We start from the raw sequence: 16,727 nt of genomic DNA, 5'->3' as shown, positions 1-16,727 counted from the left end.
TGTGTGTTGTTATGAGAATGCTGTTATTGTGCGCCTTTGGCGCGTTGGTCCTTGCATCAAGCGCTTGGGCAGAGACGAAGCTGACGCTTCGAGGCGGGTACAGTACCTCTGGCTCGAACTACCCGTACGCCTATGACGAATTGGACCAAACGCTGATAGATTCCGGCTATGGGGATGGTATCTACGGCTATGTCGGTCTTTCAAGGAAGGATTTGTGGGGCGGATACGGGGGTGAGATTTCATTCTCATACAACCGTATAACTGACAGTGATAACTACAGTGACGGCGGTCGGTGCAGTACCTTAGACGTCATTTCATTGTCTCATGAATTTTGTATGGAAGGTGCTGAAACTGCAAATGCCACTCGCTTTTCTCAAATAAGAGTTTTGGCGACCCGAGAACTGCCTTCCAGTGGTGTGGAGGTTATGGGAGGATTGGGGGTTCTCGACTTTTCTTCCGTTTCGCGTGGAATGATGTTCTTTCCCGGAGAATTGTCTGCTCAGCGGCGAGAGACGGACTACACAGGTGTCGGTCTCGTCTTGGGTGCGCGCAAGGATTTCGCTATTTCAGGCGCAACCGTTTTGCGTTTCGAAGGTTTTGCTGGCGTATACACTGGGGATAGGGATCTTAATATCGACGATGTCTGGACGTCCGAAGTGGGGGACCTTTCGCGCAGCGATCGCCAGACAGTTTATTCGTTGGACCTGACGGCGAGTGTTGCCGTTCCGATCGACCGGGTCCTGGCGGGCGGCGCGTTCGAGTTTGGTGTTGCCTATACCAAGTTGTTCAACGTTATGGACACGACCAACTACAACTCGGTTACGCGCGCATCGATTGGTGAGACAGGATCTCTGGACAGTGACGTGGACGCATTCTCGGTCTTTGTCGGTTTGCAAATTCCGCTGTAGGCAGAACATCGCTTGAGGCCTTGCCTGTTTGGGACGAAGTCTCTATAGACGCAGCGTCCACAAGGTGAAAACACCGGAAAATAGAGAGAGCGAGCAGGGTCGGAACAACCGACCCTCTTTGTTTTGCGGTAACCGAGACCAACTAGTCCCATCTTAGATGGGCGTCAAACAAGACCGGCGGAGACAACCGCTCGGCCAGTAAAAACGTATGTAAAGGAAAACAACGCCACATGGCTAACGCATCCATGGAGGAATTCGAAGCCCTCCTGAACGAAAGCTTCGAAATGGACACACCCGAAGAGGGTTCTGTTGTCAAAGGTAAGGTTCTGGCGATCGAAGCCGGCCAAGCCATCATCGACGTAGGCTACAAAATGGAAGGCCGCGTTGATCTGAAAGAATTCGCAAATCCCGGCGAAGCCCCTGAAATTGCTGTAGGCGACGAGGTTGAAGTTTACCTGCGCGCCGCAGAAAACGCCCGTGGCGAAGCTGTCATCTCGCGCGAGATGGCCCGCCGTGAAGAGGCATGGGACCGTCTGGAAAAAGCATATGCCGACGACCAGCGCGTCGAAGGTGCAATCTTCGGTCGCGTCAAAGGTGGCTTCACCGTCGATCTGGGTGGCGCAGTTGCGTTCTTGCCCGGCTCGCAGGTTGATGTCCGCCCCGTGCGCGACGCTGGCCCTCTGATGGGTCTGAAGCAGCCGTTTCAGATTCTGAAAATGGACCGCCGCCGTGGCAACATCGTTGTGTCGCGCCGCGCAATCCTGGAAGAATCGCGTGCCGAACAGCGTGCCGAAGTCATCGGCAACCTGTCCGAAGGTCAGACCGTCGAGGGTGTTGTCAAAAACATCACCGAGTACGGTGCATTTGTTGACCTGGGCGGTGTTGACGGCCTGCTGCACGTCACCGACATGGCATGGCGCCGTGTGAACCACCCGTCCGAGATCCTGACGATCGGCGAAACCATCAAGGTTCAGGTCATCAAGATCAACAAAGAGACCCACCGCATCAGCCTGGGCATGAAGCAGCTGCAGGAAGATCCGTGGGATCTGGTTGCTGCGAAATACCCGCTGGGCTCGGTCCATCAGGGTCGCGTCACCAACATCACCGACTACGGCGCGTTCGTCGAGCTGGAAGCCGGTGTCGAAGGTCTGGTGCACGTGTCCGAGATGTCCTGGACCAAGAAAAACGTCCACCCCGGCAAGATCGTTTCGACTAGCCAGGAAGTCGACGTCATGGTTCTGGAAATCGACGGCGCCAAGCGTCGCGTGTCTCTGGGCCTGAAGCAGACTCAGCGCAACCCATGGGAAGTGTTTGCAGAAACTCACCCCGAGGGCACCGAGGTCGAAGGCGAAGTCAAGAACATCACCGAATTCGGTCTGTTCATTGGCCTCGAAGGCGACATCGACGGCATGGTTCACCTGTCCGACCTGTCCTGGGACGAGCGCGGCGAGGATGCGATCCAAAACTACCGCAAAGGCGACATGGTTTCGGCCGTCGTCTCGGAAGTTGACGTTGAGAAAGAGCGTATTTCGCTGTCGATCAAAGCCCTGGGCGGTGACAAGTTCGCCGAAGCCGTGGGCGGCGTGAAGCGTGGCTCGGTCATCACTGTTGAAGTCACCGCGATCGAAGATGGCGGCATCGAGGTCGAATACGAAGGCATGAAGTCGTTCATCCGTCGTTCGGACCTGAGCCGCGACCGCGCCGAGCAGCGTCCTGAGCGCTTTAACACTGGCGACAAGGTTGACGTCCGCGTCACCAATGTCGACAGCAAGACCCGCCGTCTGGGCCTGTCGATCAAGGCACGCGAGATCGCCGAAGAGAAAGAGGCCGTGGAACAGTACGGTTCCTCCGACTCGGGCGCATCGCTTGGCGATATCCTGGGTGCAGCGCTGAAATCCGGCGACTAAACCCGGTCTCTGACCCGATACAAATCAACGGCCCCGTACATGTGTGCGGGGCCGTTTTTGTTGCGAATCAACAAGTTCCCAAACTGGGCGTTAAAATGTACATACTATGTGCATGAACGGGATTTTGGGTGTTCAAGCTAAAAATCATGCGAGTTTGCCCGAAATAGCAGCTTCTACACACAGAGTTTACGTTCCCCCGAACCGGGTTTTTTTCTATACTGTCCAGAACACTAGAGATGGTAAACCGGTCGCCTGGGAGGGTAGCGCGCATGATCCGTTCTGAATTGATTCAAAAAATTGCTGATGAAAACCCGCATTTGTATCAACGCGATGTCGAGCGGATTGTGAATACAGTTTTCGAGGAAGTCACCGACGCGATGTCGCGTGGCGACCGGGTCGAGCTGCGCGGATTTGGCGCGTTCTCGGTGAAAAAGCGCGACGCCCGTGTGGGTCGCAACCCGCGCACTGGCGAAACTGTGCAGGTCGAAGAAAAATGTGTGCCGTTTTTCAAGACGGGTAAGTTGCTTAGGGACCGATTGAACGGTAAAGCCTGACCTTATGATGCGCTACATTCGATATGCTTTTCTGGGGGCGCTGGGGATCATCCTGATCTCGGTCTCCCTTGCCAATGTGGAATCCGTTGAACTCAAGCTGATGCCCGACCCTCTGGCCGAGCTGCTGGGTTTCAACCTGTCTACCTCGCTACCGCTGTTTCTGGTGGTGCTGGGCGGCGTTGTGGCCGGTCTGGTCATCGGGTTCTTGTGGGAATGGATGCGCGAGCATAAGCATCGCCGTGATGCGACCGTCAAAAAAGGCGAAGTGCGCAAGCTTGAGCGCGAGGTCAAGAAGCTCAAGAAGAAGCAGAATGAAGGCAAGGACGAGGTTCTCGCCATTCTGGATGAGGCAAGCTGAGTCAAAGCAATGCCTGATGTGTCTGTCAAAATCTGCGGTTTGACCGCCCCTGATCACGTGCGCACTGCTGTTGATGCAGGCGCACGGTATCTGGGGTTCAACTTTTTCGCCAAATCCCCCCGCTATGTCTCGTCCCAGCAGGCCGCCGAGTTGGCGACCCATGTGCCGGCGGGCGTGGCCAAGGTGGCCTTGGTGGTGGATGCCTCGGATGAGGTACTGGACGACATCACGCAGAACGCTCCGTTCGATATCCTGCAGCTGCATGGGGGCGAGTCGATCGAGCGCGTGCAACAAATCAAGGACCGGTATGGCTTGCCGGTGATGAAGGTGATCGGGGTGGCCGATGAGGCTGACCTGGCTACCATTGATGCGTTCAGTGACGTGGCGGATCAGCTATTGATCGACGCCAAGCCGCCAAAGAATGCTGTTCTGCCCGGAGGCAATGGCTTGGCTTTTGACTGGCGTCTGCTGGCGGGTCGCAAATATTGGCGCAAGCCGTGGATGCTGGCCGGTGGCCTGACCCCCGACAACGTGGCCGAGGCGATCCGCATGACCGGCGCGCGTCAGGTTGATGTCGCATCCGGCGTTGAAAGCGCGCCGGGGGTGAAAGATGGCGCCCTGATGAAGGCATTTATCGACGCGACGCGGTGATCTGATCTCGCATACGAGCCGTATCTCTCGACGGAGGGGTACAAACATGCTGGCGGCCATAGGCGGCGTTTCTCTGAAACACTGGTACAACGCGCCAGAATTTTTCTGGCGAGCAGGGCAGGCCTTGCGGCAAGCGCGGGGCGATCCGCTATGCTTGCACGCGGCAACTTTCCGTCAAGACGGTCTCTATTTCTCGCTTAGCGTTTGGCACGATATCGAGGCGATGCTGACCTTCGCCCAATCAGGCCCATACCGTCGCCTGATGCAGGAGGCGAACCGCTTGGCGGATGTGAACCAGTTCCACCATTTCCCTTGCATAGGGGTCCCAACGACTGAGCAAGCGCTTGAACTTTGGCGGCATCATACCCTGGCTGCTGAATGAGGCGTTTTGCCCATGGCAAAACCTGCCGCTACCTCCTATGAACAACGGATACGACGCGGGAGACTTCCATGGCCAACGATCTTTTCAATTCCTTCATGTCCGGCCCTGACGAACAGGGGCGTTTTGGCATTTTCGGCGGGCGTTTTGTCAGCGAGACGCTGATGCCGCTGATCCTGTCGCTGGAAGAGGAATATGACAAAGCCAAGGATGATCCGACGTTCTGGGCCGAGATGGACGATCTGTGGGCAAACTATGTGGGCCGCCCGTCGCCTCTGTACTACGCCGAGCGCCTTACCGAGCATCTGGGTGGGGCGAAGATTTACCTCAAACGTGATGAGCTGAACCACACGGGCGCGCATAAGATCAACAACGTGCTGGGCCAGATCATTCTGGCGCGCCGCATGGGCAAGACCCGGATCATCGCGGAAACCGGGGCAGGGCAGCATGGTGTGGCCACGGCCACCGTCTGCGCCAAGTTTGGCCTGAAATGTATCGTCTACATGGGTGCTCATGACGTGCAGCGCCAGGCGCCCAACGTATTCCGCATGCGTCTGCTGGGGGCCGAGGTGATTCCGGTGACCTCAGGCCGTGGGACGCTGAAGGACGCGATGAACGACGCGCTGCGCGACTGGGTGACGAATGTGCGCGATACGTTCTACTGCATCGGCACAGTGGCCGGTCCGCACCCGTACCCGGCTATGGTTCGCGACTTCCAGTCGATCATTGGCAAGGAAGCCAAAGAGCAGATGATGAAGGCCGAAGGCCGTCTGCCCGACACGATCATCGCTGCCATCGGCGGAGGCTCGAACGCGATGGGCCTGTTCTACCCGTTCCTCGACGACAAAGAGGTCAACATCATCGGCGTCGAAGCCGGTGGCAAAGGCGTGAACGAGAAGATGGAGCATTGCGCCTCATTGACTGGTGGTCGTCCGGGCGTGCTGCATGGCAACCGGACCTATCTGTTGCAGGACGATGACGGCCAGATCCTAGAAGGCTATTCGATCTCGGCCGGTCTGGATTATCCGGGCATCGGGCCCGAGCATTCATGGTTGAACGATATCGGTCGCGCGAACTATGTCGCCATTACCGACAAAGAAGCCCTTGAGGCGTTCCAGCTCTGCTGTGCCACCGAAGGCATCATCCCGGCGCTGGAGCCCAGCCACGCGCTGGCCCATGTGATGAAGATCGCACCGGATCTGCCGAAGGATCACCTGATCTGCATGAATATGTGCGGACGTGGCGACAAGGATGTGCAGACCGTCGCCAAATACCTGAACTTCGACATGTCGGACACCGAAGGCCGCACGGCAGACTAGTCTTCGATCAACAGAATGGAACCGGCCCCGAGAAGGGGCCGGTTTTTCTTTAGCCCTCTTGCAGGACGGTTTTGAACCGCTCGATCTGCGGCGGTGCCATCCCGCTCGTATGATGTCTTCGTGGTCCCCTTCCGCCCTTAATTGGCGCGCGCTGCGTGTTGACGCAGGATGTCCAGCGGCACGATCTCAAGTGCGCGCTGATGCGTGGCCTCAAGATGGACCTTGGGCGCACAGCCTTCGTCATGCGCCTGAAGGAAGCGACCGGCGCAAAGACACCAGCTGTCCCCGGGGTTGAGGCCCGGAAAGTTGAACTCGGGTCGAGGGGTGCTGAGGTCGTTGCCAACGTATTTCGAATAAGCCAGAAACTCAGCCGTCATGACGGCGCAGACAGTGTGGCTGCCCTGATCCTCGATGCAGGTGTTGCAGGCGCCGTCCCGGAAGAACCCAGTTAACGGGTCTTTCGAGCAATCGGCTAGAACCCCGCCGAGAACATTGATGCTGTCTTCTTTCTCCATAAGGCTCACCTTACAGGCTTTGCGCAATACTGCGGAACATTTCGACATTCTGTTCGTTGACGCCTGGATCACGGAATTTGCGATCCGCGCCGGTTGTCATGATCAGAACGCCACGAGGCTGGTCGAAATACATATATTGCCCATAGACCCCGCGGGCTAGAAATTCTCCTTCATGCGCGCCAACGGGAATCCACCACTGATAGCCGTAACCGATTTTTCCCGGCTCGGTTGGGGCGCTGGGCCAGGTCGATTCCTTGATCCATTCCGCGGGCACCAGCTGCTCGCCGTCATGCTCTCCGCCTTGCAGGATCACCTGGCCGAACCGCGCGAAGTCGCGCGTGGTGAAGTTCAGACCACCCAGTACAAAAGCCACGCCAGCCCCGTCGGTGACATAGTAACCGTCACGTTCCAGCCCCAAGGGCTGGACGATCTTCTCGGTCATCAGCTCCGTGACGCTGCGCCCGGTGGCCCCCCGGATCACCATGCCGATGACATGGGTGTCGATCGACACATATTGCCAGCGCTCTCCGGGTTCGGCGAAGCTGTCCTTTAGCGCTATGGTAAAATCATCCAACTCACCGCCGAGCGCCAAAACGCGGCCCATCCGATTGATGTCGGAGTTCGGGTCAAAATAGTCCTCATCAAAGACTACCCCGCTGGCCATGTTCAGCACATTGCGGATCGAGGCTGTCTCATAGGCACTGTCGGTCAGGTAGGGCGCGTATTTCACCACCGGGTCGTCCAGCGATGTGATCGCGCCTTCGTCCAGCAGAATCCCCAGAAGCGCCGAAAGATAGCTTTTGGCGACCGACCAGGAGATCCGGCGGTCGTCGGGACCTGTCCCCAGATAATATTCTTCGAACCTGATCTGACCGTCCTGCATCACCAGAAGCGAGGTCACCGCGCGATCCTCGATCCAGTCATCGGTCCCTTCGGGAAGGTCAAAGCCGGGGCCGTAGGGCAGCTCCCACGTTGGGCCATTGCCTCGGGGCAGATTGGCGGTCAGGAAAGCCTCATCCATATGAGAGAAATTCTGGACGATCTTCTCTTCGGAAAACAAAGAGTTCACGGCCAAGAGGCGCTGAATTTCTTCGCGTTTCCAGACGCCGACAACCACTGCGGCCAGCACCAGTGCCAGAGTAATCCGCAACACCCATTTGAACAGAGCTTTCATGAAATGCCTCCCTCTCCGTTGGTATAGGAGCGCGAGACGCCGCATTCCGCAATCAAGACCTTACGGCACCAAGGGCGCAGGCTATTTGAACTTGTCCAACAGCTTTTGCATGGCCGAGCGGTTATCGTCTTCGGGCACAGGCTTCGCCTCGGGTTTTGGGGCCGATTTTTCGGGCTTTGGCGAGGTGGAAGAGCGGGGCGGCGCAGTATGCAAAGCCACCGCATTCATGAACTTGCCGCCGTCACCATCCGCAAGATGGCCCGCGCCATCTGCAACGCCGCGCAACACGTCCTCCAGCCAGTCCCCATCGGCTTTGGCAAAATCACCCAGAACATAGGGCGAGACCATCTCTTTCCGTCCGGGATGCCCGATGCCCAAACGCACCCGATCATAGGCCGGGCTGATATGTTCATGAATGGATCGCAGCCCGTTGTGCCCGGCATGACCACCGCCCGCCTTGACCCGCACCTTGCCGGGCGCAAGGTCCAACTCGTCATGGAAAACGGTCACGTCGGTTGAGTCGAGCTTGTAGAACCGCATCGCCTCGCCCACGGATTGACCCGAGCGATTCATGTAAGTCTGCGGCTTGATCAGAAGCACCTTTTCGTGCCCAAGACGCCCTTCAGCAATCTCGGCCTGAAACTTGGATTTCCAAGGGGAGAAACCGTGATCATCGGCAATCCGGTCAAGCGCCATGAAGCCGATATTGTGCCGGTTGCGGGCATATTTCGATCCCGGGTTCCCCAATCCGACAAATAGCTTCATGCCTCAATCCTCTTTCGCATGCCTTCAGCGCAGAGGGGTGATGGCATGAAATGGCATCCGTTTTCCAGCCCGGTGCCAAAAGAAAACGGGGCCCGATATTAGGCCCCGCTTCACAATCCGACAATTCGAGTTCGGATTTATTCTTCAGCTTCTTCCTGGCCGACGACTTCAACTTCGTCTGCGGCCACTTCTTCGCCGTCTTCGTCGTCGCTGGCCGACAGACCGGTCGGAGCCGAGATGTTGGCGATCACGAAGTCACGGTCGATGGTTGGCTTGGTACCGGCAGGCAGGTCGACCGACGAGATGGTGACAACGTCGTTGATGTTCAGACCGGTCAGGTCGATGGTGATCTTCTCAGGGATATCACCGGCGGTGCAGACCAGTTCGACCTCAGGGCGGACAACAGTCAGAACGCCGCCCTTCTTGATGCCGGGGGCCGCTTCTTCGTTGACGAACTCAACCGGGATGAACAGCGCGATCTTGGTGGTCCGACGCAGGCGCATCAGGTCCAGGTGGGTCGGCAGGTCTTTGACGACGTCACGCTGAACGTCGCGGCAGATGACGCGGACGTCCTCGTGGCCCTCAACCTTCAGGTTCCACAGGGTCGACTTGAACCGGCCTGCTTTCAGGCGCTTGAACAGTTCGTTGAACGGGATTTTGATCGCCAGCGGATCTTTGTCGCCACCAAACACAACGCCCGGAACCATGCCTTCGCGGCGGGTCTGACGAGCGGCGCCCTTGCCTGTCCCCGTCCGTTCCAGAGCTACGAGATCAGGAATCTCTCCAGCCATGATATATTCTCCAATGTTAGGGCGGGCATCCTCCAAGGCTGTATGCCCGCGTGAAGCCGCGTCCTTAGCTTGTTTCTTACGGTTTGGAAAGCAGTATTTTGCGAGGCTCTGCCTCGCGCTCCGAGGTATTTTCAAACAGAAGAAGATGCGAAGCCCCCGTTGCTTCTTCTGTTCAAAAATACCTCGGGGGAGTCGCCCCTTCAGGGGCGGCGGGGGCAGCGCCCCCTGGACGGCTCAGCTTTGCCAGCGCCCGCCGAAATCATCGGGCACAAGCAGGTTATGGCGACCCAGATCTGCGACATTGCGCTCGCCGCACAGGGCCATCGTGGTATCAAGCTCCTTCTGAATGACGTCCAAGGCGGTCGTCACGCCGGATTGACCCATCGCGCCTAGCCCATAGACGAAAGCGCGGCCGATATAGGTGCCCTTTGCCCCCAGTGCCAAAGCCTTGAGGACGTCCTGACCTGAACGGATGCCGCTGTCCAGGTGCACTTCGACATCGCCGCCGACAGCGTCCATGATCTCGGGCAGCATGCGGATTGAACTCAGCGCACCGTCCAATTGGCGGCCCCCGTGATTCGACACAATGATGGCGTCCGCGCCGAGTTTGGCGGCCATCTTGGCGTCTTCGGCGTCGAGTATGCCTTTCAGAATCACTTTGCCGCCCCATTGCTCCATCAACTTTTCGACCTTTTTCCAGTCGAGGCTGGGGTCGAATTGCTCAGCCGTCCACGCGCCTAAGGATGAGGCGTCGGAGATACCTTCGACATGGCCGACGATGTTGCCAAACTCACGCCGTTTGGCTTGCAGCATCTCGATTCCCCACGACCATTTTGTCATCAGGTTGGCGATGGTTTTGGGTGTGAGTTTCGGCGGGGCTGAAAGGCCGTTCTTCAGGTCTTTGTGGCGTTGACCCAGAATCTGCAGATCCAGCGTAATCACCAGTGCGGAGCATTTGGCATCCTTGGCCCGCTGGATCAGGCGGCTGACATAGTCTTCGTCCTTCATTGTGTAGAGCTGGAACCAGAACGGCTTGGTAGTGTATTCCGCTACATCTTCGATTGAGTTGATCGACATTGTGGAAAGAGTGAAAGGAACGCCGAATTCCTCGGCTGCCTTGGCGGCCTTCATTTCCCCGTCCGCGTGTTGCATGCCGGTCAAGCCGACAGGGGCAAGCGCAACCGGAAGCGCCACGTCTTCTCCAATCATCTGCGACGCGGTCGACCGGCCTGCCATATCTACGGCCACCCTTTGGCGCAGGCGGATTTTCTCGAAATCCGAACTGTTTTCGCGGAAGGTTTGCTCGGTCCAGCTACCGCTTTCCGCATAGTCATAGAACATGCGCGGCACACGGCGTTCGTAGATCCGGCGCAGGTCTTCAATCGTCGTAATCACGGGCATGTTCGGGAACCTTCCTTGAGTTGTCCCGAACTGTGTAACCGGCCAGAGGGCTGTTTCGCAACGCTATCGCGAGATCAAAAAAACGCGGCTGTTCCAGGTCAGCCGCGTCTCAAAAGCAACCTGATCGTCAGGGCTTATGCGGAATGTGCACCATCCGCGAGGGACTTCACGAAATCCAGCACCTCGGCCACTGGCTTGCCCGCGCCGATCTGGCTGACGATAGCCGAGCCAACAACCGCGCCATCCGCGACCGAGGCGATGGCTTGCGATTTCTCGGGTGTGTTGATGCCAAAGCCGACAATGACAGGCAGATCGGTAGCAGATTTGATCCGGGCAACCTCGGGGCCAACATTGGTGGCCTGCGCCTCAGCCGCTCCGGTGATTCCGGTGATCGAGACGTAGTAAACAAAGCCCGAGGTGTTCTGCAGCACGCGCGGCAGGCGTTTGTCGTCGGTGGTTGGTGTCGCGAGGCGGATGAAGTTCAGACCGGCGGCTTGGGCTGGCAGGCAAAGCTCCTCGTCTTCTTCCGGGGGCAGGTCGACGACGATCAGCCCGTCTATGCCTGCAGCTTTGGCATCTTCCAGAAACGTTTCGACGCCGCGGTTGTAGATCGGATTGTAGTAGCCCATCAGGACAATCGGCGTCGTGTCATCGGTTTCCCGGAACGTGCGCGCCAGATCCAGCGTGCGCTGCAGAGTCATACCGCCATCCAAGGCGCGCTGACCTGCAAGCTGGATCGTCGGTCCATCCGCCATCGGGTCGGTAAAGGGCAGGCCAAGCTCAATCACGTCCACGCCCGCACCCGGCAGCCCTTTGACAACCTCAAGCGAGGTTTCATAGTCTGGGTCGCCTGCCATCACATAGGCGACAAAGGCCTTTTTCCCCTCGGCTTTCAGAGCGGCAAACTTGGCGTCGATACGGGTCATGGCATGTCCTTGCAGTCAGGTTCGGACCTGATGTGCAGAAAGTTTTGCCGAAAATCAATCCCGCCGCGGCCGCAAACTCTCAGAACGCGAAGTGATAGCGGAAAAGCAGGGCGTTGACGCCCGGATTATCCTCTTGCGTGCTGGCGTTGGATTTGTGGGTGATGGCCAGCGACACCTTGTTGCCGTTGTCCAGCGTGTAACCTACCCCAAGAAGACTTCGGATCTGAAAGCTGCCGCCCAGATCGTTCAGCTCATCGGCTTCGGAAAAGTAGCCGGGCATAACGCTGCCTTCCAGAAACCAGCGGTCGTTCAGAGAATAGAGACCAACCAGACCCGCGCCGATATGGGTATCGCCCGCTTCGTCGATCGACAGGGCTGCCCCCCACCCAACGCTAAACCGGGTGGCCTGATGAAACGGGCGGTGCTGATACTCCAGCGCGATCAATGCATGATCATCCGCATCGCTGTCCGAGAAGTCTGCGAATCCAGCCCCAAGAATAATGGATTGGGCATGCGCCATTCCGGCGCTTAAGGCCAGAGCAGCCGATAGAGCGAGGATTTTCTTCATGGGAGCATTTCCGCTTGGTCTTTGATGTTCCTTTTCAGGTGTTTATTCCAGAGGCCTCTTTTCAATGCACCTGAGGACACGATGGGGGAACAAAATTGTGAACACAGCGTGAGGGCGAAAGGTGCCCTTCACCCACATTGGCTTGCGCATTCACCCTGACCCGCCTAGAAGCAGCCGCGAAAAGCATCAGGAGACCGTCATGGGCTTTAAAATGGGAATCGTGGGTTTGCCGAATGTGGGCAAGTCGACCCTCTTCAACGCGCTGACCAAAACCGCAGCCGCTCAGGCCGCGAATTTCCCGTTCTGCACCATCGAGCCCAATGTGGGCGACGTGGCTGTCCCTGATGACCGCTTGGACAAACTGGCGGCGATTGCGGCCTCGAAGCAAATCATCCCGACGCGGATGACCTTTGTGGATATCGCCGGTCTGGTGAAGGGGGCCTCGAAAGGTGAAGGGCTGGGCAACCAGTTTCTGGCCAATATCCGCGAGACTGACGCTATCGCCCATGTGCTGCGCTGTTTCGAAGACGGCGATGTGACCCATGTGGATGGTCGCGTTGACCCGGTTGCCGATGCCGACACGATCGAGACCGAACTGATGCTGGCCGATCTGGAAAGCATCGAAAAGCGCCGCGCCAATCTGGTGCGCAAGTTGAAAGGTAACGACAAAGAGGCGCAACAGCAGGACCGCCTGCTGGCCACTGCGCAGGAAATGCTGGAGAACGGCAAGCCCGCGCGTCTGGTTGAGGTCTCGGACGAAGACGCCAAGGCCTGGAAGATGCTACAGCTTCTGACAACAAAGCCTGTGCTTTACGTCTGCAACGTGTCCGAGGAAGAAGCGGCTGAGGGCAACGAGTACTCCGCCAAGGTGGCCGAAATGGCCGCGGCGCAGGGCAATTCCCACGTCATCATCAGCGCCAAGATCGAAGAAGAGATCAGCCTGCTGGAAGAGGACGAGGCTGAGATGTTCTTAAGCGAAATGGGTCTGGAAGAACCCGGCCTCGACCGTCTGATCCGCGCCGGTTACGATCTGCTCAAGCTGGAGACCTATTTCACCGTCGGCCCAAAAGAGGCCCGCGCCTGGACCATCCGCACCGGCACCGCCGCACCGCAGGCCGCTGGTGTGATCCATGGGGATTTCGAAAAGGGCTTCATCCGCGCCGAGACCATCGCCTATGACGACTACATTGCTGCCAATGGCGAGCAGGGCGCAAAAGAGGCAGGCAAGATGCGGGCTGAGGGCAAGGGCTACATCGTCAAGGACGGCGATGTCATGCACTTCCTTTTCAACACGTGAGTCACTAGGTCACGGTAGGTTTTCAAAGCGCTTCGTTCAAGCTGCACTGGGCGATCAACCACTTGCCATCTGCCTGTTGATACAAAACGTTTAGGGATGTGCCGCTGGCGGCACTTCCTTCACTAAAGCGAGCGAGACACCAGCCAAAGCGGCCTTCAGCATCCGCGTGCAAGACCTCGATTGCTTTGTCCTCGCCTTCTTCTTCAACCCACTCCTTATGCGTCGTCTCGATTGCCGGCCGACCAATGGCTGCCGGGCCATAAGGCGAATAGAGTTCCGCATTGTCCGTAAAGTACGACGCACATCCTGCTGCATCCTTCGACCGGTAACTTTGAACGTATCCGTCAAACACCTGTTGAAAATGGTCTTTGGCTTCCATTTTGAACCTCGCCAATTTGCAATCCTTTTCAATATAAGTCTCCGTGAACCTGCGCGACAACAACGCAATTCCGTCCCATCGACGGACGAGCAGACGGCGCTCTTTCTTTAGGCTACAACGGGTTGAGCGACCTTGAGCCTCAAAGTGGACGACCAGCGCATGATCGAAATCCGAGACCTCCAACTCCTCAGCGCCCTCGCACGGCATCGACATTTTGCCAAAGCGGCTGAGGAATGCGGGATTTCTCAGCCCGCCTTCTCGATGCGCATCCGCAATCTTGAAGACCGGTTAGGCGTTTCGATTGTTCGGCGCGCCAACCGGTTTCAGGGTCTGACCGAAGAGGGTGAGATGATCGTCCTACGGGCGCGGCGCATTCTCGATGATGCCAAGGCGCTGGAGCAGCAGGTGCAGGCCGCAAAGGGTGAGATCACCGGAACGTTGATGCTGGGCGTGATCCCTACCGCCATCGCCTTTACCGGACGACTGACGAAACATTTGCGTAAGGCGCATCCGCGGATCGTGACCCGGATCGAGACCATGTCGGCCTCGGCCATTCAGCATCGGTTGGACGAAGGCAGCCTGGATGCGGGCGTGACTTACGGCGACAGTATCGGCACCGATCTGCGGCAGGTGCAGCCTCTCTACGAAGAAACCTATGTCCTCCTCGCCCCTGCGCATATGGTCGAGGATACCGGTCCGATCCCTTGGGCCAAGGTCGCTGATTTCCCCCTCAGCCTGCTGGTGCCGCAGATGCAAAACCGGCGTATTCTGGATCGGATCTTTCTGGATCAGGGGCTGCACCCGGATGTGGTGGCCGAAACTAGTGGCTTTACCGCATCGATGGTGATGGCGCGTGAAGGGTTGGCGGCCACTGTGGTTCCACGTGTTCTGCTGCGATCTCTGGGCGATCTGAAGGGGACCAAAGTGCTGCCCTTGGTTGACCCTGTGGTCAGCAAACCGATCTGTCTGGCGACCCTGACCCGAGATCCGGAATTGCCAACGGTCGAGGCCCTGAGGGCGGTTGTGACGTCTTTGCGGTGATAAGGTGTCGTTATCGTGCGATTGTGTAAGACGATTTGACGATATCCTCCTCTGATGAGACACGGAGCCTCAATCGGAGGGCATCATGGCACCATTAGATACCAAGCCATCAGGCGCACCTAAGGGCGTTTGGAAGTCAGGTAAAGGCAAAGGGCGGCACACGCCCAAAGGCCGTCAGTTCACGGATGAGGCGCAGGCGGAGATTGCGCGCCTGTTGGGGGATCGCCCCCGTCGCCGCGATCTGCTGATTGAATTTCTGCATTTAATTCAGGACGCGCACGGCCATATCAGCGCCGACCACATCGCCGCTTTGGCGGTTGAAATGCGCATCGGTCAGGCCGAGATTTATGAAACCGCGACCTTCTATGCTCATTTCGATGTGGTGAAAGAGGGTGAGACGCCTCCTCCGGCGTTGACGATCCGCGTCTGTGATTCCCTGTCCTGCGAGATGGTCGGTGCGCAGCAATTGCAAAAAGCGCTTGAGGACGGTCTGGACCCGTCCGAGGTTCGTGTTGTCCGCGCCCCTTGCATGGGCCGCTGCGATACCGCTCCGGTGCTTGAGATCGGTCACAACCACATCGACTATGCGACCCCCGAAAAGGTGCAGGCCGCAATTGCAGCGGGTGACACCCATGCGCATCTGCCTGACTATGAAACCTTCGCGACCTATGAGGCCGAAGGTGGATACGCCAAGCTGAAAGAGCTGCGCGAAGGCGGCGATTGGGAAAAGGTGCAGGAGGACGTTCTGTCCTCGGGCCTGCGCGGTCTGGGCGGCGCTGGCTTCCCGTCGGGCAAGAAATGGGGCTTTGTTCGCATGAATGAAGGCCCGCGCTATCTGGCCGTGAACGGCGATGAGGGCGAGCCCGGCACGTTCAAAGATCGCTACTATCTTGAGCGCACGCCGCATGTCTTCCTGGAAGGCATGCTGATCGCCGCATGGGCGGTCGAGGCCGAGACCTGCTTTATCTACATGCGTGACGAATACCCAGCCGTGCTGGAAATCCTGCGCCGTGAAATCGTCGCGTTGGAGCAGGCAGGGATTGTCGAAGAAGGTTACATCGACCTGCGCCGGGGTGCTGGTGCCTATATCTGCGGCGAAGAATCCGCGATGATCGAGTCAATCGAAGGCAAGAAGGGCCTGCCGCGCCACCGTCCTCCGTTCGTGGCGCAGGTTGGGGTCTTTAACCGCCCAACCTTGGTTCACAACGTTGAGACGCTGTATTGGGTCTCGAAAATCTGCCGCGAAGGGCCGCAAATCCTGAGCTCGGTTGAAAAGAATGGCCGCAAGGGACTGCGCAGCTACTCGATCTCGGGTCGTGTGGCGAAGCCGGGTGTGTACCTGCTGCCTGCCGGTTCGACCATTTTGGACGTGATCGAGGCTGCTGGTGGTATGGCCGAAGGTCAGACCTTCAAGGCGTATCAGCCGGGTGGTCCGTCCTCGGGCCTGCTGCCCGCGTCGATGGATGATATCCCGCTGGATTTCGACACGCTGCAACCGCATGGCACCTTCATCGGCTCGGCCGCTGTGGTGGTTCTGTCCGATCAGGACACCGCCCGCGACGCGGCGTTGAACATGCTGCGCTTCTTCGAAGACGAAAGCTGCGGCCAGTGTACGCCCTGTCGTGCTGGCTGCGAAAAGGCGGTGAAACTGATGCAAGCCGACAAGTGGGACACCGATTTGCTGGAAGATCTGTGCCAGGTCATGGGCGACGCCTCGATCTGCGGTCTGGGGCAGGCGGCCCCGAACCCGATCCGCCTTGTCATGAAACATTTCGCTGACGAAATCTGAGGGGA

The 16,727-nt window shown here is 58.0% G+C and carries 18 protein-coding genes; 10 read left to right on the top strand and 8 right to left on the bottom strand.

All coding sequences use genetic code 11. The features are described 5' to 3' along the window. Window positions 1–11 precede the first annotated feature (11 nt). From J7394_RS15700 to trpB, 7 genes are all read left to right on the top strand, one after another. Window positions 12–908: a hypothetical protein gene (locus J7394_RS15700; RefSeq protein ID WP_209254292.1), complete on the top strand. Its 897-nt coding sequence runs from the start codon at window positions 12–14 to the stop codon at window positions 906–908. Window positions 909–1,138: 230 nt separating this feature from the next. Beyond that, on the top strand, window positions 1,139–2,815 hold the full coding sequence (gene rpsA, locus J7394_RS15695) for a 30S ribosomal protein S1 (protein ID WP_170377709.1): 1,677 nt from the start codon (window positions 1,139–1,141) through the stop codon (window positions 2,813–2,815). Window positions 2,816–3,084: 269 nt separating this feature from the next. Further along, window positions 3,085–3,369 carry an integration host factor subunit beta gene (gene ihfB / locus J7394_RS15690; protein ID WP_008758048.1) on the top strand — a complete coding sequence of 95 codons (285 nt, stop codon included), beginning with the start codon at window positions 3,085–3,087 and terminating at the stop codon, window positions 3,367–3,369. A gap of 7 nt (window positions 3,370–3,376) precedes the next feature. Next, entirely contained in the window at window positions 3,377–3,727 is a 351-nt protein-coding gene (locus J7394_RS15685; RefSeq protein WP_170489348.1) for a lipopolysaccharide assembly protein LapA domain-containing protein, read from the top strand. A gap of 9 nt (window positions 3,728–3,736) precedes the next feature. Beyond that, entirely contained in the window at window positions 3,737–4,378 is a 642-nt protein-coding gene (locus tag J7394_RS15680; protein ID WP_209254290.1) for a phosphoribosylanthranilate isomerase, read from the top strand. 46 nt (window positions 4,379–4,424) lie between these two features. Further along, window positions 4,425–4,760, top strand: a complete 336-nt coding sequence (locus tag J7394_RS15675; protein ID WP_209254288.1) for a hypothetical protein — start codon at window positions 4,425–4,427, stop codon at window positions 4,758–4,760. Between the two features lie 68 nt (window positions 4,761–4,828). Further along, entirely contained in the window at window positions 4,829–6,076 is a 1,248-nt protein-coding gene (gene trpB / locus J7394_RS15670; RefSeq protein WP_170377715.1) for a tryptophan synthase subunit beta, read from the top strand. Between the two features lie 137 nt (window positions 6,077–6,213). On the opposite strand, the gene J7394_RS15665 is transcribed toward trpB, so the two are convergent. From J7394_RS15665 to J7394_RS15635, 7 genes are all read right to left on the bottom strand, one after another. Beyond that, on the bottom strand, window positions 6,214–6,591 hold the full coding sequence (locus J7394_RS15665; protein ID WP_209254285.1) for a DUF2237 family protein: 378 nt from the start codon (window positions 6,589–6,591) through the stop codon (window positions 6,214–6,216). Window positions 6,592–6,601: 10 nt separating this feature from the next. Further along, complete coding sequence (locus J7394_RS15660; RefSeq protein WP_209254283.1) at window positions 6,602–7,765, bottom strand: serine hydrolase; 1,164 nt, start codon at window positions 7,763–7,765, stop codon at window positions 6,602–6,604. Between the two features lie 81 nt (window positions 7,766–7,846). Then, a complete protein-coding gene (gene pth, locus J7394_RS15655) occupies window positions 7,847–8,530 on the bottom strand; it encodes an aminoacyl-tRNA hydrolase (RefSeq protein WP_209254281.1) in 684 nt (227 codons plus the stop codon). 137 nt (window positions 8,531–8,667) lie between these two features. Beyond that, window positions 8,668–9,321: a 50S ribosomal protein L25/general stress protein Ctc gene (locus J7394_RS15650; protein ID WP_209254279.1), complete on the bottom strand. Its 654-nt coding sequence runs from the start codon at window positions 9,319–9,321 to the stop codon at window positions 8,668–8,670. 234 nt (window positions 9,322–9,555) lie between these two features. Beyond that, window positions 9,556–10,722 (bottom strand): alpha-hydroxy acid oxidase, encoded by a 1,167-nt coding sequence (locus tag J7394_RS15645; protein WP_209254277.1) that lies wholly within the window; start codon window positions 10,720–10,722, stop codon window positions 9,556–9,558. A gap of 134 nt (window positions 10,723–10,856) precedes the next feature. Then, window positions 10,857–11,648 carry a tryptophan synthase subunit alpha gene (trpA, locus tag J7394_RS15640; RefSeq protein WP_209254275.1) on the bottom strand — a complete coding sequence of 264 codons (792 nt, stop codon included), beginning with the start codon at window positions 11,646–11,648 and terminating at the stop codon, window positions 10,857–10,859. A 79-nt stretch (window positions 11,649–11,727) separates the two neighbouring features. Then, window positions 11,728–12,216, bottom strand: a complete 489-nt coding sequence (locus tag J7394_RS15635; protein ID WP_209254273.1) for an acyloxyacyl hydrolase — start codon at window positions 12,214–12,216, stop codon at window positions 11,728–11,730. Between the two features lie 199 nt (window positions 12,217–12,415). Between J7394_RS15635 and ychF the strand changes: the two genes are divergently transcribed. Further along, window positions 12,416–13,513: a redox-regulated ATPase YchF gene (ychF, locus tag J7394_RS15630; protein ID WP_209254271.1), complete on the top strand. Its 1,098-nt coding sequence runs from the start codon at window positions 12,416–12,418 to the stop codon at window positions 13,511–13,513. Between the two features lie 22 nt (window positions 13,514–13,535). Here the strand turns inward: ychF and J7394_RS15625 are convergent, their stop codons facing one another. Further along, window positions 13,536–13,892, bottom strand: a complete 357-nt coding sequence (locus tag J7394_RS15625) for a nuclear transport factor 2 family protein (protein ID WP_209254269.1) — start codon at window positions 13,890–13,892, stop codon at window positions 13,536–13,538. A gap of 159 nt (window positions 13,893–14,051) precedes the next feature. On the opposite strand from J7394_RS15625, the gene J7394_RS15620 reads away from it, so the two are divergent. After that, a complete protein-coding gene (locus tag J7394_RS15620; protein ID WP_209254424.1) occupies window positions 14,052–14,933 on the top strand; it encodes a LysR family transcriptional regulator in 882 nt (293 codons plus the stop codon). Window positions 14,934–15,018: 85 nt separating this feature from the next. Continuing rightward, window positions 15,019–16,722 (top strand): NAD(P)H-dependent oxidoreductase subunit E, encoded by a 1,704-nt coding sequence (locus J7394_RS15615; protein WP_209254267.1) that lies wholly within the window; start codon window positions 15,019–15,021, stop codon window positions 16,720–16,722. The last annotated feature ends 5 nt before the right edge of the window (window positions 16,723–16,727 follow it).

This window comes from Ruegeria sp. R13_0 (genome assembly GCF_017743995.1).
Lineage (GTDB): Bacteria > Pseudomonadota > Alphaproteobacteria > Rhodobacterales > Rhodobacteraceae > Ruegeria.
Note: the sequence above shows the minus strand (reverse complement) of the source record. Positions and strands in the feature narration are given on the sequence as shown.